The following is a 22,589-nucleotide window of genomic DNA, read 5'->3' as shown; positions in this document are numbered from 1 at the left end:
CAAGGGGCCTTGTGAACAGGAGTGTCCACAAGACCCCAACATTTATTATAGAACCTAAAAAAAGCGAGACCGTGAAGGTCTCGCTTTTTTGTTGCCATAGGAGAGGTGATTACATGCCGACTTTGTTCATCAGCTGCTGAATGAGAGCGCGCTGCTGTTCCAATTCAGCTTTCTGGCTGTTGACCTGGCTGGCCAAAGCCTGATTTTCCTGGCGGAGGGTATTGACTTCCGACGTCAAAGCGCTGACATCGACGGACGTACCCTGGCGATAGATGCGGTCGCCTTTGTTGCCGAATTTGAAGGAAACGCCGACGTTGAACATCTTTTCATCGCTGATCGTCGTGCCGAAGCTGAACATCGTATCGGCATTGGGGCGATAGAAGGCGCCGAGGGCTACGGCGTTGTCGCCTTTGTAGTTGCCGAGAGCGGCAGATGCAGAGAATTTATCTTCCGGGTTGAATTCCAACGGATGGAGACCGGCCAAAGCGGCGGCACCGGCACCGACTTTATCGACGCGGTCGTTCAAGCTGCTGACGCGGTTATCTAAGCCTGTTACCTGGTCCTGCAAGTTGCTGACATCACTGTTCAAGTTGCTGACGCCTAAGGTATCTTTCCAACCTTTGATGTCCGTTTCCGTTAAATTAGAGCCGTCGCGGTCAGCTTTCTGGTCGAGTTCCGGCTGGATAGCATCTTTAATGGCGCTGTCGTCGACAGAAATCTTATAATTTACACGGGATTTGTCGTCGTTATAAGTGCTTTCAATTTTTACATTATCCCCTTGGGTCAAGGTAATGGCATCGACGTAGCCGACTGTATTTGTTTCGATACCTAAGGCTTCCTGCCATTTTGCAACTTGGTCTGGTGTAATGTTGCTGGCATCGAGGTTAGCTTTTTTTGCAGTTTCATCAGCGACACGTCTGAGCTGAGCTACGTTGACAGCATCGGTGTCGGTAGTACCGGCAGCGACGTTGGTAATCTGACGGGTTAGGACATATTTTACTCGACCATTACCATCATATTGAGTGGACCCTACACTAACCGCACCACCTGTAGACTTATAGGCACTAAGTTCAGTTCTCTGCTTACCTAAGTCAGTAGCAAAGTCTTGATTTTGAGCAACCCAATTATTCAAAGCTGTGGTTGCGGCTACCGCCTCATCGCTATATTGTTTTTCAAGAGCTACAGCAGCCGTGTACGCTTTCTGTTCATCTTCATTAGTACTGCCTTTAGTATTTACTATAGTAGCTTCTTGCTCAGCTTCTTTAGCTTGTGCGTCATAAAGAGCCTGATTTAATCTATTATATTCAGTAATTTGATTAGCATATTTTGTATTAAAATCCTTCAAACTATCACTGGCGCCAATCGCTGTTGCTAATCCAGATATATCTTTTGGTGTATAACTGCCACCATCATCGGCAAATGGCACATAGCCAATCGTATTAGAATACCGATCAGATACAGAATTAGGCCCTAAAGCAACCCCCTGAGAAACATAAACCTTGGCATTAGTACCTAATGCTGTACCGCTATACGCAACAGAAGCACTTTGACCTAAGGCTACACCATATAAGCCATTAGTCGAAGAATTAGCACCAATAGCAATACCACCGACAGCCTTAGCATTGTTCCCAATAGCCATGCTATAATTAATGCTTCCATAGTTTTGATTACCATCATTTTGAAGATATTTATAGAATTGACCTGCCGTAGCTCCCGATCCGATAGCAACACCATTGTCAGCCCTACTGAATACCCCCATAGCTACTGCCGAGGAATTTGCATATGTATTTCGCCCTACTGCTGCACTGTTAATGCCGGCATAAGTGCCTGCACCTAAAGCTGTAGATCCCATAATAGCACTGCTATAGGTACCAATAGCTGTAGTATAATTTCGCCCTGCATAGGCACCAAAACCTATTGCCATTTTGCCAACATTTTTATTATCATCTACTACGCCACCAGATGTACCATCTACGCCCTCACCATTAGCATTATCATTTTTTGGAGTTCTAAACATATCAGAACCACCAGCATAAGAAGGATTATATGTCTGACGATAATCAATTATTTTCATAGCCCATGTTTGGTCTGCAGTTGGAGTTACAGATCCTTTATCGATTACATCAGTATCTTTTGGTCCGGCACTAATACCGACGTAGGATCCGGTCAAGCCGGCAGCCTGGACGGAGTAGGTTCCGCCGACCGTCGCCAAGCCGAGCAGCATGACGGCTGCGACTTTTGCAAGAAGGTGTTTCTCATTCTGAGTGTTCATAATCAAGTCCTCTTTTCTTAGTATAATTTTGATGGAAATAATCAAATTTATGCTATCATAAAAACCTTCATAAATGCCATTATGAGTCGTTTTGAATCTATCTTATTACAATATAGACACATGAAATTTTATAAGAAATCCAGGGCTCTTAGTAGATATGAAGGTTTTTTGATACGGAGTATAGTATAACAAATTGTGACTTTTCAAGTCTATTATATCACGTTTAAAACACGGTTCAAGCTATTTTTAAGACGTAAGTATACCTTTTAGGGATGAGTATCCTGCGATTTTAGCGGGGAGAAGCGTTTGATAAAGATTTTTTAATTCCATAAAAGATAATTATCATATTTTGTGTATATAGGCCTTATAAATGAAAATTTTTTATTATTATGATAATTTTCATATCGATGATGATTGTTATTAGATAAAATTATTAAAAATAAACAACAGATAACTTTATAAAAAAAGAAATCTGACAAGCTGTTAGCGATGATATTTGATTATAATTGATAAAAACAATACGGATTGCAAATAAATAGCAAATAACAACAAACAGATATCCATGGATTTTAAAAACTACCTTTAAACATGATATATATTATCTTATATAACATCCCGGTGTCAATATAATATTGGACTTTTTTGTGTTTTTTAAGGTAGATACGTCGTGGTGGTGACAGATTTGTATCATGTCGTTGTGAATGGCGAAGGTAAAGGACAGGCTGCAAGCTAATGTATTGGGTAAAGGTAAAGGACAGGCTGCAAGCTAATGTATTGGGTAAAGGTCTTGTAATATATAATAGAAAAATATGATCCTTGAAAGGGAAGGGATATAGTGGAATTTATTTTAACCTGCCAGAAGACTCCTTCCTCTTAGGAGGGGGATGAATGGCGTGTGGTTGATGGGCTTGGTGTTCGCGAAAATTACAAATCCACGTAGATAGTCTTGTCGACATATGCTTTTCAGTATATAGTTAGTATATAATAAAAAGGAGGTGACAAAATGTATCTAACTCAATCAAATGTCATAAGAGGTCTTTCTAAAGAAGAATACTCCATCCTACGGGAAATGTGCCAGTATAGCAATAATCTCTACAATGTGGCTCTCTATAATATCAGGCAATACTATTTCCAAGAGAAAAAGTTTCTGAAATACGAGGAGAACTACCATGTCTGCAAAGAAAATGAAAACTATGGACTATTGCAGGCTGGCGTGTCTCAACAGACTTTGAAAGTTGCTGACCGCAGCTTTAAGACATTTTTCAATCTCATAAAGAAAGCAAAATCAGGTGAATATCGCTTCAAGGACATCCGAATGCCCCGCTATCGAGAAAAAGGCGGTATGTTCAACCTGATTCTGTCCGCCAATGCCATACATCTCAAGGATGGATTCCTGACGGTGCCTATGAGCCGGGCGTTCTCCAAGCTGCATGGCAGTAAACAGGTGAAAATTCCATTCCCGAAAAGGCTTGAAGGCAAGACCATCAAGGAAATACGTATCTGCCCTATATACAATGGTATGTACTTCAAAATACAGTATTGCTATCTTCAAGCAGAAGAACCTCAAGACGTTTCCGCTGACAAGGTGCTTGCGGTCGACATTGGCCTTGAAAATCTGGCAACCTGTGTAACCAATACCGGGACGGCGTTCATCATGGACGGGCGTAAACTGAAATCAATTAACCAGTATTGGAACAAGCAGAAAGCCTACTATCAAGGTATCGCCGACAAGCAAGGGCAGAAGAAAACGCACCGACTCTATATTTTGGCTCGGAAACGGAATCATCGGACACAAGACTATATCCGCAAGGTTGCCCGTTACATCATCAACTACTGCATGGAACACCGTATCGGCACCATCGTTTGCGGCTACAATGGCGACTTCAAACGTAGTATGAATCTTGGTAAGATTACCAATCAGCAGTTTACGCAAATCAGCTTCGGCAGTTTGCGTGAGACCTTGAAAGGGCTTTGCGAGCGTTACGGCATGAAGTACATCGAGCAGGAAGAATCTTACACTTCCAAGGCAAGCTGCTTGGATTTAGACGATATTCCTGTCTACCATCTTAAACAGCCGTATACGGGAGCTTTCAGCGGGAAACGTGTCCATCGTGGCCTGTACCAGTTTGCTGATGGCAGGATTGCGAATGCCGACGTAAACGGTGCAGCTAACATACTCAGAAAAAGTAAGCAGAACTTCGATTACGAAGAACTGTGTAGAGGGCTTTTGGACAGCCCTTTGAGAATAAGGATATCCTGACAACTACCTCCCTCGGGATATGTTGTTAGGCGTTAGTCCATGTATCAAACTTCTCAAGAATTTCCCGCTTTTATAAGCGGGAGAGGTTCAATTACAGCTATGGTATACTCTGGGTAGGCTCTGAATCACCTTGCCATCGGGCGAATTTACGGGGCCGGACGGGCCTGGTGGTGGCCTCGTTTTTTCTTTGGATAAGAAGGAATTTGACAAGATGGTGTAGAATATCTATCGTAAGGTAATCTAAGTTTTACTATATTGCTTGGAGGTAGTCATTATGACTCTCAGTTTATTTTGGTCACGCTATACGTTGGAGCTTCAAGAGCAACATTTGCGTGAGGTCGATGCCTTTTATCATTATTTGATTGCCCGTGAACGGTGGAATTGGTTACTGGCTAAGATTCCGGAACAGGATCAGATTAAGATTCTCTGCGGTCACAACCACGGCAAAGATGCCTGGACCTGCCGCACCTGGTTCGATCACATGCTGGAATGGATTAAAGCCAATAAGCCGCCGGCTGTCTATGATGCCGTCGTCGACAAGATCCATATGATTGAGGAAAAACCGATTGAAGAATTAGAAAAGCAAGCTGCCCGCAATATTTCACCGGAAGAATTGGAAAAACTCCATCGTGCCGGTTATTTTCAATGCGTTGCGGCGCCTGACAAAATGAGTGAGTGAAAGCAGGTGAGGGAATGACCTTTGTATTGCGCATGATAACCGCCTTGGTCCTTATGTTTTCGCTGACAGCTGCCCTGCCGGCAGCGTCGGTGCAGGCCGATACGGTCCGTGTACTGCCTATTTCAGGCGATATCGACGGCAGTCAGGTGGCCTTTATTCAGCGAGGGCTGCGCCAGGCTGAAGAAAACGGCGATACGGCCGTCGTCATTCCTATCAACACCTTAGGCGGCCGCGTCGACAGTGCCTTAAAAATCCGGGATATGATCATGGCCTCTGACGTGCCGGTCATCGCCTATATTACGTCACGGGCCTGGTCGGCAGGCGCTCTCATCGCCTTGTCCAGCCGCCACATCATCATGGCCCCGGGAAGCAGCATTGGCGCTGCCGAGCCCATACCGGATACGGAAAAGAACATCGCTGCCTTAAAGGCTGAATTCAGTGCGACGGCGGCTCAGACCGGTCACAATCCCGGCGTTGCCGAAGCCATGGTCGATAAGACTAAGGGATATCCGGGCTATGCAGAACCGGGAAAAATCCTGGCCTTGTCCGACGGACAGGCTAAAGAACTGAACGTATCGGACGGTTCGGCCGATACCTTGTCCGACGCCTTGGCTCTTTACAGCCTTGGCGATGCACAGACGATTTATGTAGATAAAGATTGGCGTGATGACATGATCGGTATTTTACAGAATCCCTATGTACGAACCTTATTCGTCGCCTTGATCATCGCCGCCCTCTTGGCAGAAATCAAGATGGCCGGTATCGGTGCCGGCATTGCCACGGCCTTCGTCTTTGGCGGTCTTTTGCTCTATTCCGGCAATGAACCGCTGGTGGCGGACCTTAAGATCATCGCCGCCTTCTTAGTCAGCTTACTGTGCATTGGTCTCGAACTGGCGTCGCCGGGCATCGGCATTTTCGGCCTGGCCGGTGTCGTCCTCTTGTTCGGAAGCCTGTTCTTTATGCTTGGGGCGACCTATGAGTCGGTCTATATCTTGGCCGGCGGGACGGTCTTGGCTATGGTGCTCTTCTATTTTCTCGGCCGCTATTTGCCAAAGAGCTCCCTCTTTGATAAATTCACCCTTAAGAATCGTTCGACCAAGGAACAGGGCTATACGTCTCAGGAAGACTACAGTAAATACCTCTATGAACGGGGGACGACGATTACTATTTTGCGTCCGTCCGGAACGATCCGTATCGGAAAAGACCGGGTCGATGCCGTAGCCAACGGCTCTTTTATCGACCGCGACGTCGTCGTTCGCGTCATCAGCGTCGAAGGGGGCCGCATCGTCGTCGAACCTGAGCCGGAACGCCATCTGAAGGACTGAGGATAGAATAAAGGGAAAAAGTGAGCTATAATAGAACTATGTATAAACGGTATATGTTATAGTCAAAACTTTCAAAATATGAATGCCTTCTCATCGGAGAAGGAGCTGCCCAGGTACTGGCAGAGGCACTTGGGCCGTGTTTTTCAGTGAGCAAAGGGAAAGGTGGCGATATTTGCTGCGGCCTCTGCAGCACAGAAGGTTCATCGTGTCCGCAAGTACCTGTGCGGACTGTGTTTTGCGCAGCATCTGCGTTATGACTATTGTATCTTTTTTAGCAGTACCCATCTTTATCATTGCCTTGGCGATTCTCGTCGTAGCCTTATTTTTGCACTTCGTGCCCATCGGCCTGTGGATCTCGGCTATGGCAGCCGGCGTCTCCGTAGGTATCGTCAATCTCATCGGTATGCGTCTGCGCCGGGTCATTCCGTCGAAGATCATCCTGCCCTTGGTCAAGGCCAATAAGGCAGGCCTCGACGTCAATGTCAATCAGCTCGAAGCCCATTATCTGGCCGGCGGTGACGTCGACCGCGTCGTCGATGCCCTTATTGCGGCTCACCGGGCGACTATGTCCCTGACTTTTGAACGGGCCTGCGCCATCGACCTTGCTGGCCGCGACGTCTTGGAAGCCGTTCAGATGAGCGTCAATCCGAAAGTTATCGAAACGCCTTTCATTTCAGCTGTCGCCCAAAACGGGATCGAATTGAAGGTCCGAGCCCGGGTTACGGTTCGCGCCAACATCGACCGCCTCGTCGGTGGTGCCGGTGAAGCGACGGTCATCGCCCGTGTTGGCGAAGGCATCGTTACCAGCGTCGGCTCTGCTCAGGACCATTCCGAAGTTTTGGAAAACCCGGACAAAATCAGTAAGACCGTCCTCAACAAGGGCCTCGATGCCGGGACGGCTTTTGAAATCTTGTCCATCGATATTGCCGACGTCGACGTAGGCCGCAATATCGGTGCCCGTCTGCAGACTGACCAAGCTGAAGCCGATAAGCAGATCGCTCAGGCGAAAGCCGAAGAACGGCGTGCTATGGCGGTCGCTAAGGAACAGGAAATGCAGGCCTATACCCAGGAAATGCAGGCCAAGGTCGTCGAAGCCCAGGCGGAAGTTCCCCTGGCGTTGTCCCAGGCCCTGCGTGAAGGAAAATTAGGCGTCATGGATTATTACAATATGAAGAATATCATGGCCGATACGGACATGCGTACGGCTGTCGCCCAGGCCGGTGTGCCTAAGACCCAGTCGGCGTCGACCGTAAAGGATGACCACCACGACCATCACGATGGAAGCCATTCGGAACAGTAGGTGATGACCATGGATCTTGTATGGATGATTATCGTCGTCGTCTTGATGGGGGTCCTGCCCGACCTCTTGCGCCGCAAGCGGAAGTACCCTCGGAGCAAGGGTCCCATTCCCGTACCGCCGCGGCGTAAGCCGGCTCCGGCCCAAAAGATGGAAGCACCGGAACCGGAAGTACCGGAACCGTCCTTTCCCGATTGGGATGAGGGCTGGGATAATATGAATTTCCCTGATGAACCGGAACCGGCGCTTCCGAAAAAGATGGTGCCGCCACGGGTCGCTGCAGACCATCCCCGGTCTGTGCCGGTCGTCGTACCCCAGCGCGTCCGTCCTGCCGCTTGGAGCTGTCTTACGCCCCAGGCGAGAGAACTCTATGCCGGCTTCGTCTGGTCGGAGATCTGGCAGGAACCGCTGGCTCACCGCAAAGGATTCACCAAAAAATAGAGAGGATTTAACCATAAATGATTGAAGAAAAAGAAGTAGGTCTTAAAGGGATTCCGGGTCTCGTTATTACATCCGGCGAAAAAGCAAAGGGCGTCGTCTTGTTTTATCACGGCTGGTCGTCGCAGAAGGAGTTTCAGGCCGTCCGCGGCCGCATCTTAGCTTCGTACGGCTACGATGTCGTCATTCCCGACGCCGTCAATCACGGCCATCGCGGCAGCCTTGATTATGAAAGCAAGGGCGTGTATGCTGATTTTTGGCAGACGATCTTCCAAAACATGATGGAAGTACCCCTTATGCTGGAATATATTTCGGAACATTGGCCGGATACGCCGATTGCCGTCATGGGTCATTCCATGGGCGGCTTTACGGCTGTCGGCGCCTGGAGCCTGTTTAAAGAGTTCAAGACGGCTGTCGTCATGAACGGTTCCGGCTGGTGGGAAGAATCGGAACGGCGTTTCCGCTCGTCTCTCCACATCGAAAAGCCCCGGGCCTACCACTTCTTACAGATGCAGTTTGCCGCTATGGATCCTTATCAGCATATGGACCGCCTCAGCGGCCGTTCTCTCTTGTCCCTTCGCGGCGGTGCCGACGATGTCGTCGATGGGGCTGCTCAGGAGCTCTATCTTGAAAAACTGGCTCAGCACAGCGATGTAAAGACTCAGTCCGTCGTCTACGACGGCCTCGGCCACTTCGTTACGACGAATATGATGGGCGATGCCGCAGCCTGGCTCAATCAGGAACTGAAGGCATAACAAATCCTATGGAACACAAAACAACAACCGCATTGACGCGGACGCTTAGCTTCTTATCTTTTGATGAGGCCGGGCGTAATTCGTCCTTGCCGTTGTTGTTTTTTTTCGGATTTTTTTACGGCTGCCTTGACAGGGGCGATGGAAATTTTTATGATAAGGTAACATGATTTTAGAATCTGAGAATGGGGGAGATGCTGTGAAACAACGCCACTATTTTTATTTGATTCTGGCCTTTATCGGAGAACTGTCGGTACTCGGTCAATGGGCTCTTTTTCGCCACAGTCTGCCTGTACCGGAGACGCTGTTGTTAGCGCTCTTTATGGTTCTTCCTGTTCTATATGCCATACCTTATGTTTTTTCGGAATCCCTGCCGCCGGCGGTGACGAGGGGATTGACCCGCTTTGCCGGCTATTGGTTTTCCTTTTCTTACTATGCGACGATGCTCCTCATTCCGGGGCTCTTACTGTGGCTGGGGGCTCAGCTCGTCGGCCGAAATGATCTTTGGCAGGGGACGATTTCCGTCCATTACAGTGCCTTTGCCTTCGGTCTTTCGTGGCTGCTGCTGGCTGTCGGTGCCTGGCGCGGCCATCATCAGGTCGTGCGGACCGTCGATATTGAAACAGACAAGGCCATTGACCGCGATTTTTCCATTGCCTTCGTCAGCGATATCCATTTGGGAGCTGTCCTGGGAACGTCCTTCAGCCGCCAACTGACGCGGGATGTCAATGCCTGCCGTCCCGACATGGTCCTCATGGGCGGTGATATCATAGACGGCGATTTGCAATACGTCTTAAGAGAAGACAGCTTTTCCGGTTTTGAAGGCCTTACGGCTCCGGCCGGCGTCTTTGCTGTCATGGGCAATCACGATACGTACGGTGAAAACTTGGCTCTGGAAGCGGAAGTCTTAGGCCGCTATGGCGTTCAAGTCCTAAACGGCGACGTCGTGTCGCCCATTCCGGGGGTAACCCTATTTGGCCGGGAAGATTATTACATTGCGCCGGCTGCGCCTGTCCGAAAGGCCGACAGCGAATCTTTTTCGATTTTTATGGAACACGAACCGATGCATATCCATCAGGCCTCCGAAGCCGGCTGGGATCTTCACGTCAGTGGTCATACTCATGCCGGTCAGTTTTGGCCGAACCGGCTGGTGACGGGGCGCCTCTTTGCCCTCGACTACGGGACCCGTAAATTTGGGGATATGACGGCCATGGTTTCCAGCGGCTACGGCGCCTGGGGGGCTTTGTTCCGCTTGGGGCCGTCGCCGGAAGTTGTCCTTATTCGCGTTCATAAGAAGGCGTAACAGAAAGAAGAACGACTAGAAAATATTCACCTTGAGGGGGAACGATGATGGGAAAAAGAAGAGTTTACGTCCTGGCCTGCGGCGGGACGATTGCCGGCAAGGCTGCGTCGGCTGATGATTTGACCGGGTATGAAGCCGGGATGACCTCTATCGGAGAGCTGCTGGACGCCGTGCCGGCTGTGAACGACTATGCTGAGGTAAAAGGCGAACAGTTCGTCAATATTGACAGCTCCGACATGACTGAAGCCTTGTGGCAGGCCTTGGCGGTCCGCGTGCAGGAAGTTGCCAATCGAGATGATGTCGACGGCATCGTCATTACCCACGGGACGGATACGATGGAAGAAACGGCTTACTATTTGAATCTGACCGTCCACACCCGTAAGCCCGTCGTCCTCACCGGAGCCATGCGCCCGGCGACGGCAATCAGTGCTGACGGGCCTTTGAATCTTCTCGAAGCCGTGCAGGCAGCTGCCGATGCATCCTTGGGCGACTGCGGCGTCGTCATCGTCATGAACAGTGCCATTCACAGCGCGCGGTTCGTCGAAAAGACCGATACGACCCACGTCGACACTTTTAAAGGTCGTCAACTCGGGTGTTTGGGCTATATGCAGGACGGACGGCCTCATCTTTATCAGAGACCGCTGCGAAAGCACACCTTTTCTTCTAAGTTGACGTCTCCGTCGACCCTCCCGGCGGCAGCCATCGTGTATGCCTATGTCGGCCTCAGTGCCGACGACGTTTTGCAGATCGCCCAGGGAAAAGCCGGTCTGGTCATCGCCGGTCTCGGCCACGGCAAGATGCCGGCTCCCGTTTGGAAGGCCCTGCAGCCTTTGATGGAAGAAGGGCTCGTCGTCGTTCGGGCAGCCCGCGCTGTAGGCGGTATGGTCACGCCCGTCTCGGCTTATGACGGCACGGTGACGGCCGATTCTCTGACGCCGCAGAAGGCAAAAATCCTCTTGCAGCTGGCCCTCAGCCAGACGAAAGACCTCGCCGAAATACAGGCTTTCTTTGATGCTTATTGATGGGAACTGAAGGCCCTGTACCTTCCCTAATAGGGCCGGGTGTGATAAAATAAATAAGATATATAAACTACAGGCATGTTATCGATGTATTCCTTACGACGCCATATAGATAGGAGCGATTGAATCATGAAAAAGTACAAAAAATTAGTGGTATTGACGGCCTTGACGGCGGCGCTCAGCACGTCGGCTTTTGCTGCCGGCACGGGCATTACCGATATCAGTAATTATTGGGGCAAAGATGCCGTTCAGTATTTTTATGACAACCATTATGTCAGCGCTGCCAATGGTAAGTTCCGCCCGAACGACGATATTACCCGCGAAGAAGCCGCCTCGGTCATTGACAACATGATCGGCAAGGCCTCGACGGTCAAAACGACAAAGTTCAGTGACGTCAAAGGCCGCTGGTCTGAACGGGCTATCGCTTCTCTCGTCGACAAACAGATCATGAACGGCTACAGCAACGGTACCTTTAAGCCGCAGCAGAAAATCACTCGTGAAGAATTTGCTGTCATTGCCTACAACTATATGACCTACCAGGGCATGTCCACCGTAGAAGGGGCCGCTCCTTTTGCAGACGAAGCCAAGATTTCGTCGTGGGCCCGCCAGGCCGTCCACGCGTTGGCCGCTGCCGGCTACATGAAGGGCGGCAACTACAACATGTTCAACCCCAAACAGTACGTCACCCGCGGTGAAGCGGTCAACGTATTGTACCGCATCATGACCGGCGTCAAGGTAACCAACCAGAGCCAGGACAATTTGGAAACGAAGGCCTTTAAGGACATTAAAGACGTCTACGGTTCAGTCAAGACTTTTGCCAATGACGGCATCATGTACTGGCAGGGCGACAAGCTCCATATCGGCGTAAAAGACGTCAAGAACCGCCAGAAATTAGCCGATGCCATTGCCGGCGACAAGGATATCCCCGCTGAATCGGTCTACGTCCAGAAATCGACGTACAGCTACAATGACTATAAGAATCTCATGGCCCAGGCCGAAAAGATTTATAAGGCTACGGAATCGACGGATGCTGTTGTCACGACGGCTCCGGATTACCTCAATGAAAAAGTTATCCTCACTGTTCCGTCCATTTCTAAGGAAACGCAGAACAATCTCAATAAAGCGCTGGGGAGTGCCCTTCGTATCGTCATTCAGTAAGCTAGGAGGTCTCTCATGGTAGGAAAGAAAATCGCTGCCTTCTTGGCAGCTGCGACGATCCTCGCAGTCAGTCCGGCCTTGGCCGAAGCACCGTACACCGATTTAGGGAGTATGGCCGACCGTCAAGCCGTCGACTATTTGTACGATACGCAGAACCTGACGTTTATTACGGGAAAAAACTTTGAACCGAACCGTGTACTGACCCGCGGTGATTTGGCCCAGCTCTTGTATAATGTTGCCGGAAACATCCCCCTGGTTTCGCCGGAAGTAGCGACCTTAAAGGACGTTCCCCAAGGGACGGCCGGCGATGCCATGAATGCCGTAGCCGCCAAAGGGATTTTGGAAGGCTACCAGGATGGAAACTTCCAGCCTGAAGCGCCCGTAAGCCGGGAAGAATTTGCCGATGTCATTTACCGCTACCTGCAGTACAGCCGCATGGCTGATCCGGATCAGGAAGTGACGCCCTATGCCGATGAATCCCAGGTTTCACCGGCCTATGCTCAGGCCGTAGCCGTCCTTCACAGCAAGAATATTATGGTGCCGGCAGATAACTATTTCCGGCCTAAAGAAGGGATGACCCGAGCCGATGCGGCCCAGGTATTCTACCGCTTCATGCACTCCGACGGCGATTATACGTCTCACGTTCAAATCGAATCCCAGGTCATGAAGGCCATCAATGCCGAATACGGTTCGGTATTGGCCTATTTCCAGCGGGGGACGATGTACTGGGACGGCGATATCTTGGTTCTTGGTATCAAAGGCAGTCCCAGCAAGTACTTAACGAAACGGATTAAGGACGATGTGTCGAAGCCGGAAGCCGTTGAAATCCGCCGTGCTTCTTTGAGCCACAGCGACTACAGCCAGATCATGAACCGGGCCATTCACACCCTTGTCGATAGCGAAGGCGTCCAAAACTACGTCGGTGCTGTACCGGACTACGCCCGTGAACAGATCGTCATTAGCGTTCGCCATCCCGTAAGCCGGGATACACTGACGCAACTTGCTAATCGCGTCGGTGCCGGACGGGTTCGTTTAGAAACCATGGTTCCGGCCGGTCAGACGCCTGTCGTCCAGGTTCCCGGCGTCAATGATTCGACAGAAAAGGCTAAGGATGAAACGTCCGGCCAGACAGCCAATCGCAGGCTCTACGCAGCAGCTCTCGATGATACTACCTCGTCGGCAGTGACCAGCGTTCAAAACGACGTCATGAAATAAGATTGCAACAGTAGCGAAGGTGCTGATTGACGCATCTGACGGCGCTGTCTATGAGGCAGTGCCGTTTTTGTTTTCTATATTATTCGGCTGTCCGCCGGGCTGTTCGGCAGCTTACGATAGGACGGCCTTTGAGTTGTCTATTTATGCAAAGTTGTGAATTAAAGGTCAAGATATGGTAGCTCAGGCAAGCATCTTATGCTACAATGGGTACAGAAGTTTGATGAAATAGAGGAGAGGATGACATGACAAACTTTTTGCCGTACGCTATTATAGCGGGCATTGCAATCGTCTTTTTTGTGATTTGCTACATTATGTATTCCAGTGGAGGACCTTCTGAGAGTAGTCCCCAAAAAGAGAAGAAGAACGGGAAGACGAGAATGCGCTACGACGGCGAACCGCAGCCGCGGAAGGTCCAGCACCGCAGCCCGGCAACAGTTAAACATGCCAGACAGCTGCCGAAATCGACGGTAGACGAAGATACAGAACCGTTGCCGACGGTTCCGAAAATGAGCCTTGGTGAACGGCGGGAACACCCGGAAGAAACGGCCTTCGTTACGACTAAAGGGGAAGCCGTTCGTCATAACGGGAAAATCGTCTATCGAGAAGCATCTGTACCCGTCCGCAGAGGCCCTAATGCCGACAATGTCGATGCGACCCAAGTCTTGTCGCGCGACGAAATCCTGGAAGCCATGGAAAAGGTGGACAAGGAAGAAGCGGCGGCTTACAAGGCTCGGGAAGAAGAAGCAAAACTGGCCCGTCAGCGCCAGACTGAAAAAGAACGAGAAGAACAGGAACAGCAGCTTGCTCGCCATCGGGAACGCCGTGAACAGGCTCGCCGTGCTGCTGCCGTAGCTGAGGCTGAAGAAGATGGTAATGGCCGTCGTCAGTGGTCGGAAGATCTGTCCGATACGAAAGATGAAAAGCCGCCTTTGGCCGATATGGCAGCCGTCGTCTCTGCCGATTTGGCAGAAAAAACTCGTGCTGCTGCCAGCACGCCTGTCGAAGGGAAAGCGGTACCGAAGGCTAAACCGGCACGCCCGGAAGAAAAGGTCCCTAAAGCCGATAAGGCTGTCTCTGAAAACAATCGTGTTTCTGATGAAACGCAGGTTCTCCGCGCTCCCGATTTGAAGGGACCGGAAAAACAGGAAGTCGTCAGCGAAGGCATGAAAGCCGTCGCCTCCCAGCTTGAAAAGACCCAGCGGATGGAACCGATCCATATCGACGCTGCGACGACAGCGAAGAAGAGCAGTGCTGACGAAACGATGGTCATGCCGCCTGTACGGGCTCACAAGTCCCAGGAAAAGGCAACGCCGGTCGTGAAGCCGGCCCAGGCATCATGGGAATCGGGCTCGTCCGGCCTCGATATGCGTACGCCGGCTGCGTCTGCTGATTTGCACCATCCCTCTCTTTGGGAACAGGACAGTACTGTCGAGTCGCCCGTCGTCCGTCAGTGCGTATCCCACTTTTTGCGTCAGTACGGCGTCGTATCGCCGGAATTGCAGCAGCAGACTGAATACATTACGGCGGCCGCCTTTGATCAGATTGGCTGTAAAACCGATGCCGAACGGCAGCAGGCCATGGCTCCCCTCATTGCACAGGAAGCCCTGCAAAACGTCCAAAAAGCCTATGCCGCTCATCCCGATGACTATGTAGCGACCATTGCTTTGAAGGCTTTTTACGACATCATTAACGGCTCGCCCATTTCAACGCGCCACCTCGTTGCCATCGATGCCCTGAAGGTCATGCCCTACCTGTCTCAGAGCCATTACCAGATTTTGGCCATTCTCTTGTTGTTCCTGTACTCGCGGAACTCGCATAACGTCGATAAGGACTCGTTCTGCCAGTATATCGATAAGTATATCTATCCTTTCTTGGAAGGATTCCCGACGGAACGGCCGTACTACCAGCAGCTCGATTACCTGCACTGCACGGCTTTTGAAGTGAAGGAAACTCATTTTGCGGAAATCCTGTCCGACTCCTATCCTCTCCTGTTCCGCTACCGCGGTTTTACAGAAGAAGAACTGCGCAAGGCCTTAAAGGGCATGCGCCTTTCCGATGAATTTATCGTCCCGTCCTTTAATTCGCCCTTAGTCAAGCTGGCTATGGTCGATGAAAGTATGGCCAAGCGGTTCTTCCGCATGACCGGCCTTACCGATAGAACGATACAGGACCACATCCTGCGTCTTGCTAAAAAGCGGCCGGCCAATTTCAGTGGGGAAGAAGCACTGGATATCATGGAAGACATTTCGCCGGTCCTGGCTGACCTCGGTGATATTTGGGACAGCTCGCTCCTGCGCGTATCGACCCTGTCCCTGTTAGGCCTGTACCTGGCCCAAGGCTTCGTCAAAGAAATCATTGGCGAAGAATTTGATCTGTCTCGTTGGTTTGAATAAGGAGTTTTAGTGTGAAAAAGATTCGTAAAGCCGTCATCCCCGCCGCTGGTTTTGGCACTCGGTTTTTACCGGCTACCAAGGCGACGCCGAAAGAAATGCTGCCCATCGTCGACAAGCCGACGATTCAGTACATCGTCGAAGAAGCGCTGCAGAGCGGCATTGAAGAAATCCTCATCATCAGCGGCCATGCCAAAAGGGCCATTGAAGACCACTTCGATACCAACCCGGGCCTGGAAAGGCACCTGGAAGATGGGAACAAGACGAAGCTGCTCAATATGGTGCGCAGCATTTCGGAAATCAACATCCACTATATCCGGCAGAAGCACATGCGCGGCTTAGGTGATGCCATCCGCTGTGCCCAGTCGTTCATTGCCGACGAACCCTTTGCCATCCTCCTCGGTGACGACGTCGTCTACAACGACACCAACCCGGCACTGCGGCAGATGATAGATCTTTACGATGAACTCGATTCGACCATTTTGGGCTGCCAGGAAGTTCCCCTGCAGAAGGTATCGTCCTACGGCATCGTCCAGGGGATCCCCGTCGAAGGGAAACCGGTACTCAAGGTACACCAGGTCATTGAAAAGCCCGCCGTTGAAGAAGCGCCGAGCCGGACTGCCGTCTTGGGACGCTACATCGTGACGCCGGATATTTTCGACATCCTGCAGCACACCGAACCGGGCAAGGGCGGAGAAATCCAGCTCACCGATGCCCTGCAGACCCTGGCCTGCCAGAAGGCCGTCTATGCCTACTGCTTTGAAGGCAAGCGCTACGACGTCGGCGATAAACTGGGTTTTTTGAAGGCCAATGTCGAATACGCCCTTCGCCGGCCGGATTTGGCAGAACCGTTCCGGGAGTTCCTCTTAGCCAAAACTGAAAATCATTGATTCAAATCGCTGCCGGTTTTCCTGCGGGAAGGCCGGTAGTTTTTTGATTCCTATTTTTCATCTAATGTACACGAAAATAGTATTGATTGAAAAAATGAGCCATGATATAATAGGGGCAGAAAGAAGGGGATTTCTATGAAGATTGAAGAAGGGACTATCATCGCTATAAAAGAAGCTGGCAGCGCAGAAATCAAAGTTGGCCGCCATTCCGACTGCATCGCCTGTGGTGCTTGTGACGGAGCTGACAACATCGTCGTCACGGCTGTCGATCCGTTGGGCGTCAAAGTAGGGCAGCACGTCCGCTTTGAATTCCGGGACGTCAATATCGTCATCGGTGCTTTTATCTGTTTTGTCATGCCGCTTTTAGTTTGCGCAGCCGGTGCTTTTGCCGGTCATTTCCTGGCCTTGTCCCAAGGCTTTGATACCGTTCAGACTGCCGTTATCGGCGGCGTTCTCGGTTTCATGGTCGGTGCTGTCGGCGTCAAGCTCTTTGACCGCTCACTGTCGAAGGAAGAATCGTCTAAACCGAAAATTATTGAAATCTGCTATTAACAACGTCATATCTGAAAATCGCCCGTCTATGGATTCATTTCCACAGCGGGCGATTTTTTGTGCTTATTTTTATTTCTCAATAACCTTGGGGCAGGTCGTTGGCTACGGTCAGCTCCGTTCCGTCTTTGAGGGTAATGGACGTAATCTCTAACGAGCTGGAGGCATCGTCGATATTGGCTGAACTGATGAGGGCATATTGGGACGGAATCAACGGATTGAGGAGAAACTGACTTTCATAGGTGCGCCGTTCTAACGAGGTCGACAGGCGCAGGGGCGACGTATAGAGAATGGCCTTGTCGCTGTTGCGGCGCAGGGTATATACGGCCTTGATGGCGGCGATCTGTTCACGGTCTTGATGGAAAACAGGGGTATAACTCAGGCGGAGAAAGGTCTTATCCTGATCAGATACGAGTTTGGCCGATACGTCTTGGACGGTCAGGACGGCATCGATTTTTTGTCGGACCGGTTTATTGTAGGCCTCGAGTTCCCGGCTCATGACCGACTGGAGATCCCTTATAAAGCCTTTGGCATCGGCAAGGCCCGTGACCCTCCAGGTATCGGACGGCGTCTTTTCCATCGTGACCGTACAGGGAACGACGGCGTCGAGCTGCTCGTTATAGAGGTTGAAGGTGATCGTGTTGTCATGGCTCCAGTCGGCAGAATCGATGTGCCAGCCCGCCAGGGGAATGGAGAGACCGGCGCTTTTCAGGGTGTTGCGGATACTGGTGGCGGCCGTGCCGTACTGGTCGTTGTCGGTATTGCCGGCCAGGGTCCAGGTGATATAGAGGTCGGCCGTCGTTACAAAGGCCGACCGCAGGGGCGAGTGGATGACACTCAGAACCAAGGACTGATCTTCGCGGGCCGTCGTATGCAGGATGAGGGCATCAAAGAATTGGCCCGTCAGGGCATCTTGGTCGACGTAGCGGTTGAAGGTTTCGACGTCGCCGTCCTGGACGGAACGGATGATTTGTTTGGCCGCGTAATCAGGCATCTTCACATAGACCTGTCGATAGGCAGCAATGGCGGTTATCATACAGCCTGCAAGGATGAGCAAGGCCAGAAATACTTTGCCGTCCCACAGGGTCAGTACTCTTTTTCTCATAGCATATCCTTTCTCTTGCATGGTAAAACCTTATTTTCTCATTATACCATAGTTGGGCCGTCGGAGTTAGTCTCGTCCCTTTATTCTTCTCAATTCCCGTCCTTTTCGCGGTACCGGTGGGGTTAAAATGTCGGAAAGGTTCAATTTATGTTATAATGATAGCATCATAATCGATAGAAAGGGAGGTTGATACCTGTGATTACCCTACAGGATGTGAAGTCGGGTACTTCCTACAATGTAAAAGAAGGAACGACGCTGCAGCAGGTCTATGAGCAATACGGCCCTAAAAGCGATGTCCCCATTGCCGCTGCTCTCTATAATAATGAATGTGTCGGCCTCATGACAAAGGCAGACCGTGACGGCGACGTCGACTGGCTGCCCCTCAATACGATGGAAGGCAACCAATGCCTGATACGGACGGCGATTCTCCTCTTGGTCCGTGCCGTCAGCGATCTCTATCCCAACGGCAAGGTGCTGGTCAAGCATGCCCTGCGCAAGGCCTTGTACTGCGAGCTGGAAATCGGCCATACGGTTACCTTCCACGACGTAGAAATGATCAAGACGCGGATGCATGAAATCGTCGACCAGGATGAAGCCATTTCGCAGGTCATTGCCAGTACGGAAACGGCCATGGCCATGTGCCGCAACCGCAATATGGATCGGGAAGCGGAACTGCTCCAGCATATCGACGTCACCCATATCCTGGCCTACCAGTGCGGCCCGACTTTTGACTACTACATGGGGCCGCTCCTTCCCAGTATGGGCTATTTGACCTGCTTTAATCTGCGGCCCTATGCGCCGGGCGTCATTTTGGAAACGCCCACCGTCGGCAATCCCAATGAATTGCCAGAATACAAGGAAATCCCCAAGATGGCCCGTCTCTTTTTGGATGCCGAAGAATGGGGCCGCATCGTCCGCTGCGAATACGTTTACGATTTGAACCATTATATTGAAGACGGTACGATTCAGGACATGGTCGACGTAGCCGAAGCTCTGCAGGAAAAGGAACTGGGCCAGATTGCCGACTACATCGTCAGCCGCCGGCCTAAAATCAAGGTCGTCCTCATCGCCGGTCCGTCGTCGGCAGGGAAGACGACTTTCTGCAAGCGCTTATTGACCCATCTGCGGGTCAACGGCCTGCGTCCTCTCGGCATTTCCCTCGACGATTACTTCTACAACCGTGAAGATACGCCGAAAAATCCCGACGGCAGTTACGACTTTGAATCGATTCGCGCTATCGATGTCCCCTTGTTCAACCAACAGATCGACGACCTCAATCAGGGTAAGGCCGTTCGCCTGGCCCGCTTTGACTTCGTCACCGGCCACCGCTACTTTGATGATACGCCGGTCACCTTGGAAAAAGGCCAGCCCGTCGTCGTAGAAGGGCTCCACGCCATGAACGATTCCCTGACCTACATGTTGCCGCGGTATGAAAAGGCTAAGATCTCCTTAGGCGTTCTGACCCAGATTCGGATCAACGACCACAACCGCATTTCCACGTCCGATACGCGCATCATCCGGCGCATGGTGCGGGACCAGCAGTTCCGCGACCGCGGTCCCATGGCGACCATGGATATTTGGGATGACGTCCGCCGCGGCGAAGAACAGAACATCTATCCCTACCAGGAAGATGCCGATAAAATCTTCAATACGGCCCTGCCCTATGAATTGGCCGTCCTGAAGCCTTATGCCGAACCCTTGTTGGAATCCATCGATAAGGACAGCGTCCACTATGCCGAGGCCCAGCGACTGTTGAAATTCCTTCGTCCTTTTAAGAGCGTCGACGCTTCCGTCGTGCCGCGCAACTCTCTCTTGCGGGAATTTATCGGGCCCGAAAAAAGAATTGACAAAGCCTAAGCAGATAGATATAATAGTATAGTCGAGGTAGAAATATGAAACTACAAGTCGAAGAAGCACTAAAAGAAGCGGGGAAGTCATTTCCCTTCTCTTTTGAATGTCCGGCTGCCGAACTGGGTGATGTGGACGAATTTCCTTGGAAAGATGCCACAGTAGCTGTAGACGGAACGTATGGATTCGATGGCAATCATATCGTTGTACATGGAAACATACGCGTATCCGGAGGCTACACCTGCAGCCGATGCTTGTCACCGGTATTGGTGGATCGGAATGAAACACTGTCTGAAGTCTATGGTACGGAAGCAGGGCTTCCAGAGGACGTATTGCCCTATAACGGGGAATACATCGATTTGACGGAGACAATTAGAGAAACGTTGATCCTCAGCGAGCCTATGAGGGTGTTGTGCCGGCCTGACTGTAAGGGACTTTGTCCGCAGTGCGGTGCAAACCTGAATGACGGACCCTGTAGTTGTCCTACCGACAATATTGACCCGAGACTCGACGTCTTGGCTCAATTATTACGATCCAAAGAAGAGCGCTAGAAATAACGTACCATGTGATCTAAGGAGGTGCAGACCATGGCAGTACCAAAGAACAGATTATCCCAGACTCGTCAGAAGATGCGTCGCGCAAACTGGAAATTGACAGCACCGGGTTTCGTTGAATGCCCGCAGTGCCACGAAGCAATGATGCCTCATCACGTATGCCCGACTTGCGGCTACTATAAAGGCAAACAGGTTGTCAACAACACAACGGCCGAATAAGGTTGTACATAAAAAAGCCGGTTCATGAACACGTCGTTTCATGAACCGGCTTTTTTCGTGTGCTTTTTTGTAGGAAAGAAAGACTGATTCCCCTTGAAATCAGTCTTTCCTTTGAGATAGGTCAGGGATTCGCCTTCTTATACTCGTCGATTTGCTTTTTCAGGCATTTTAAGAAGGCTTCCGAGGCTCGGGACAGGAGCTGGTATTTTTTCCAGGCTACGACACAGGAAAAATACCGGTCCGGTTCTAAGGGGACATAGGTGATATCGTTATCCTGTTGCTGATAAAGGCCGGACATGGCCATGGCATTGGTAAGGCCTCCTTTTATGAGTAAAGAGGCGTTTCCTATGAGGTCGAAAGAACCGACGATATTTAGATCTTCCTGTTTGAGGGTGCCGCCGGACCAGGCTTCAAAGTCGAAGGAGTGGGTCGTCCGGCGCGACGATACGAGAAGAGGCATGTCGGCTATGATTTCCGGCGTGATGGCCTTGTAATGGCTCCATGGACTGTCACTTTTGGTAATGATGCCGACTTGGTCTTTTTCGGGAAGGGCGATGGATTCAAAGCCCGACGCATCGAAGGGGTCGATGAATAAGCCGAAGTCGATCAGTCCGTGGGACAGCTTTTCTTCTACGATATCGGCATTGCCTGTAAAGAGATTGCACGTGACCTGCGGGTGCTGGAGGTGCAGATCCGTAAAGGCATCGGTTAAGAAGTGAGCAATACGGGTTTCGCCGGCACCGAGGCGGATACAGCCTGTTAAATCGGTTTGATCGTCACTGATTTCAGCTTCTGTCTGACGGACGAGCGACAGGATTTCCTCGGCTCGTTGGCGGAGATGGATGCCTTCTTCGGTCAGTTTGGTACTGCGGTTGGTTCGGATGAAGAGCTGTTTGCCCAATTCCTGCTCTAAATCGGCTATTTGGCGCGATAAGGTTGGCTGGGTAATGTGCAGGGTGTTGGCCGCTTCGGTCATATTTTCTTCTCTGGCGACGGCCAGAAAGTATTGCAGTGTCCGTATTTCCATAGCTTCCTCCTTGCGTTATGGCGTAATGTGTTACTGTCAGTATACGACTTTTTCCTAATCCTTGCAATACATGGAGTGTATACCTAGGTATTTGATATAACACTTTTACATTCGTAACTCTTTTTGTTAAGATAAGAGCGTCCCAAGGGACAGGCGTTAGAAACGCCGAGATATGAAATTGCCGTTGTCGGCAGTCTTTGCTGGAAGGGCTTAGAAGTAAGAGCCATATTTGAAATACCTCTTGAAATACGTTTTATGAATTTCTAGGTATTGAATATAACACTTTTAC

The 22,589-nt window shown here is 50.6% G+C and carries 19 protein-coding genes; 16 read left to right on the top strand and 3 right to left on the bottom strand.

The features are described from left to right. Nucleotides 1–109: 109 nt before the first annotated feature. Entirely contained in the window at nt 110–2,272 is a 2,163-nt protein-coding gene (locus QZQ46_RS07030; protein WP_296828306.1) for a YadA-like family protein, read from the bottom strand. 1,003 nt (nt 2,273–3,275) lie between these two features. Between QZQ46_RS07030 and QZQ46_RS07025 the strand changes: the two genes are divergently transcribed. From QZQ46_RS07025 to QZQ46_RS06965, 13 genes are all read left to right on the top strand, one after another. Then, nucleotides 3,276–4,532: a transposase gene (locus QZQ46_RS07025; protein WP_296828304.1), complete on the top strand. Its 1,257-nt coding sequence runs from the start codon at nt 3,276–3,278 to the stop codon at nt 4,530–4,532. 274 nt (nt 4,533–4,806) lie between these two features. Beyond that, the gene (locus QZQ46_RS07020) at nt 4,807–5,211 is read left to right on the top strand and encodes a hypothetical protein (protein WP_296828302.1); all 405 of its coding nucleotides are present in this window, start codon (nt 4,807–4,809) and stop codon (nt 5,209–5,211) included. A gap of 14 nt (nt 5,212–5,225) precedes the next feature. Beyond that, entirely contained in the window at nt 5,226–6,536 is a 1,311-nt protein-coding gene (locus QZQ46_RS07015; RefSeq protein WP_296828300.1) for a nodulation protein NfeD, read from the top strand. Between the two features lie 253 nt (nt 6,537–6,789). Next, the gene (gene floA / locus QZQ46_RS07010) at nt 6,790–7,836 is read left to right on the top strand and encodes a flotillin-like protein FloA (protein WP_296828298.1); all 1,047 of its coding nucleotides are present in this window, start codon (nt 6,790–6,792) and stop codon (nt 7,834–7,836) included. 9 nt (nt 7,837–7,845) lie between these two features. After that, the gene (locus tag QZQ46_RS07005; RefSeq protein ID WP_296828296.1) at nt 7,846–8,274 is read left to right on the top strand and encodes a hypothetical protein; all 429 of its coding nucleotides are present in this window, start codon (nt 7,846–7,848) and stop codon (nt 8,272–8,274) included. 17 nt (nt 8,275–8,291) lie between these two features. Continuing rightward, nucleotides 8,292–9,026, top strand: a complete 735-nt coding sequence (locus QZQ46_RS07000; RefSeq protein WP_296828294.1) for an alpha/beta fold hydrolase — start codon at nt 8,292–8,294, stop codon at nt 9,024–9,026. 196 nt (nt 9,027–9,222) lie between these two features. Beyond that, nucleotides 9,223–10,326 (top strand): metallophosphoesterase, encoded by a 1,104-nt coding sequence (locus QZQ46_RS06995; RefSeq protein WP_296828292.1) that lies wholly within the window; start codon nt 9,223–9,225, stop codon nt 10,324–10,326. Nucleotides 10,327–10,373: 47 nt separating this feature from the next. Beyond that, nucleotides 10,374–11,348, top strand: a complete 975-nt coding sequence (locus tag QZQ46_RS06990) for an asparaginase (RefSeq protein WP_296828290.1) — start codon at nt 10,374–10,376, stop codon at nt 11,346–11,348. Nucleotides 11,349–11,474: 126 nt separating this feature from the next. After that, the gene (locus tag QZQ46_RS06985) at nt 11,475–12,503 is read left to right on the top strand and encodes an S-layer homology domain-containing protein (protein ID WP_296828288.1); all 1,029 of its coding nucleotides are present in this window, start codon (nt 11,475–11,477) and stop codon (nt 12,501–12,503) included. A 15-nt stretch (nt 12,504–12,518) separates the two neighbouring features. Further along, on the top strand, nt 12,519–13,718 hold the full coding sequence (locus tag QZQ46_RS06980; protein WP_296828285.1) for an S-layer homology domain-containing protein: 1,200 nt from the start codon (nt 12,519–12,521) through the stop codon (nt 13,716–13,718). A 377-nt stretch (nt 13,719–14,095) separates the two neighbouring features. After that, nucleotides 14,096–16,111 (top strand): LPO_1073/Vpar_1526 family protein, encoded by a 2,016-nt coding sequence (locus QZQ46_RS06975; protein WP_296828283.1) that lies wholly within the window; start codon nt 14,096–14,098, stop codon nt 16,109–16,111. Nucleotides 16,112–16,122: 11 nt separating this feature from the next. Next, nucleotides 16,123–16,998 (top strand): UTP--glucose-1-phosphate uridylyltransferase GalU, encoded by an 876-nt coding sequence (gene galU, locus QZQ46_RS06970; RefSeq protein WP_296828281.1) that lies wholly within the window; start codon nt 16,123–16,125, stop codon nt 16,996–16,998. 135 nt (nt 16,999–17,133) lie between these two features. Further along, nucleotides 17,134–17,550, top strand: a complete 417-nt coding sequence (locus QZQ46_RS06965) for a SoxR reducing system RseC family protein (RefSeq protein ID WP_296828279.1) — start codon at nt 17,134–17,136, stop codon at nt 17,548–17,550. A 76-nt stretch (nt 17,551–17,626) separates the two neighbouring features. On the opposite strand, the gene QZQ46_RS06960 is transcribed toward QZQ46_RS06965, so the two are convergent. Continuing rightward, a complete protein-coding gene (locus QZQ46_RS06960; protein WP_296828277.1) occupies nt 17,627–18,652 on the bottom strand; it encodes a hypothetical protein in 1,026 nt (341 codons plus the stop codon). A 195-nt stretch (nt 18,653–18,847) separates the two neighbouring features. Between QZQ46_RS06960 and QZQ46_RS06955 the strand changes: the two genes are divergently transcribed. Genes QZQ46_RS06955 through rpmF form a run of 3 tightly spaced genes read left to right on the top strand, consistent with a single transcriptional unit; the run spans nt 18,848 to nt 21,273 of the window. Beyond that, nucleotides 18,848–20,509, top strand: coding sequence for a nucleoside kinase (locus QZQ46_RS06955; protein ID WP_296828275.1), 1,662 nt, complete (start codon nt 18,848–18,850; stop codon nt 20,507–20,509). A gap of 35 nt (nt 20,510–20,544) precedes the next feature. Then, nucleotides 20,545–21,051, top strand: coding sequence for a DUF177 domain-containing protein (locus tag QZQ46_RS06950; protein ID WP_296814515.1), 507 nt, complete (start codon nt 20,545–20,547; stop codon nt 21,049–21,051). Nucleotides 21,052–21,087: 36 nt separating this feature from the next. After that, nucleotides 21,088–21,273, top strand: a complete 186-nt coding sequence (gene rpmF, locus QZQ46_RS06945) for a 50S ribosomal protein L32 (protein ID WP_044504966.1) — start codon at nt 21,088–21,090, stop codon at nt 21,271–21,273. A gap of 121 nt (nt 21,274–21,394) precedes the next feature. Here the strand turns inward: rpmF and QZQ46_RS06940 are convergent, their stop codons facing one another. Continuing rightward, complete coding sequence (locus tag QZQ46_RS06940; RefSeq protein ID WP_296828274.1) at nt 21,395–22,300, bottom strand: LysR family transcriptional regulator; 906 nt, start codon at nt 22,298–22,300, stop codon at nt 21,395–21,397. Nucleotides 22,301–22,589: the final 289 nt, after the last annotated feature.

This window comes from uncultured Megasphaera sp. (genome assembly GCF_900539295.1).
Lineage (GTDB): Bacteria > Bacillota > Negativicutes > Veillonellales > Megasphaeraceae > Megasphaera.
The sequence above is the reverse complement of the archived record's forward strand: the minus strand, read 5'-3'. Positions and strand labels throughout refer to the sequence as shown.

Coding starts and splice junctions, on each gene's coding strand:
- QZQ46_RS07030 (WP_296828306.1), bottom strand. CDS start 2,272: ATGAACACTCAGAATGAGAAACACCTTCTTGCAAAAGTCGCAGCCGTC.
- QZQ46_RS07025 (WP_296828304.1), top strand. CDS start 3,276: ATGTATCTAACTCAATCAAATGTCATAAGAGGTCTTTCTAAAGAAGAA.
- QZQ46_RS07020 (WP_296828302.1), top strand. CDS start 4,807: ATGACTCTCAGTTTATTTTGGTCACGCTATACGTTGGAGCTTCAAGAG.
- QZQ46_RS07015 (WP_296828300.1), top strand. CDS start 5,226: ATGACCTTTGTATTGCGCATGATAACCGCCTTGGTCCTTATGTTTTCG.
- floA (WP_296828298.1), top strand. CDS start 6,790: ATGACTATTGTATCTTTTTTAGCAGTACCCATCTTTATCATTGCCTTG.
- QZQ46_RS07005 (WP_296828296.1), top strand. CDS start 7,846: ATGGATCTTGTATGGATGATTATCGTCGTCGTCTTGATGGGGGTCCTG.
- QZQ46_RS07000 (WP_296828294.1), top strand. CDS start 8,292: ATGATTGAAGAAAAAGAAGTAGGTCTTAAAGGGATTCCGGGTCTCGTT.
- QZQ46_RS06990 (WP_296828290.1), top strand. CDS start 10,374: ATGGGAAAAAGAAGAGTTTACGTCCTGGCCTGCGGCGGGACGATTGCC.
- QZQ46_RS06985 (WP_296828288.1), top strand. CDS start 11,475: ATGAAAAAGTACAAAAAATTAGTGGTATTGACGGCCTTGACGGCGGCG.
- QZQ46_RS06980 (WP_296828285.1), top strand. CDS start 12,519: ATGGTAGGAAAGAAAATCGCTGCCTTCTTGGCAGCTGCGACGATCCTC.
- QZQ46_RS06975 (WP_296828283.1), top strand. CDS start 14,096: ATGCGCTACGACGGCGAACCGCAGCCGCGGAAGGTCCAGCACCGCAGC.
- QZQ46_RS06965 (WP_296828279.1), top strand. CDS start 17,134: ATGAAGATTGAAGAAGGGACTATCATCGCTATAAAAGAAGCTGGCAGC.
- QZQ46_RS06960 (WP_296828277.1), bottom strand. CDS start 18,652: ATGAGAAAAAGAGTACTGACCCTGTGGGACGGCAAAGTATTTCTGGCC.
- QZQ46_RS06950 (WP_296814515.1), top strand. CDS start 20,545: ATGAAACTACAAGTCGAAGAAGCACTAAAAGAAGCGGGGAAGTCATTT.
- rpmF (WP_044504966.1), top strand. CDS start 21,088: ATGGCAGTACCAAAGAACAGATTATCCCAGACTCGTCAGAAGATGCGT.
- QZQ46_RS06940 (WP_296828274.1), bottom strand. CDS start 22,300: ATGGAAATACGGACACTGCAATACTTTCTGGCCGTCGCCAGAGAAGAA.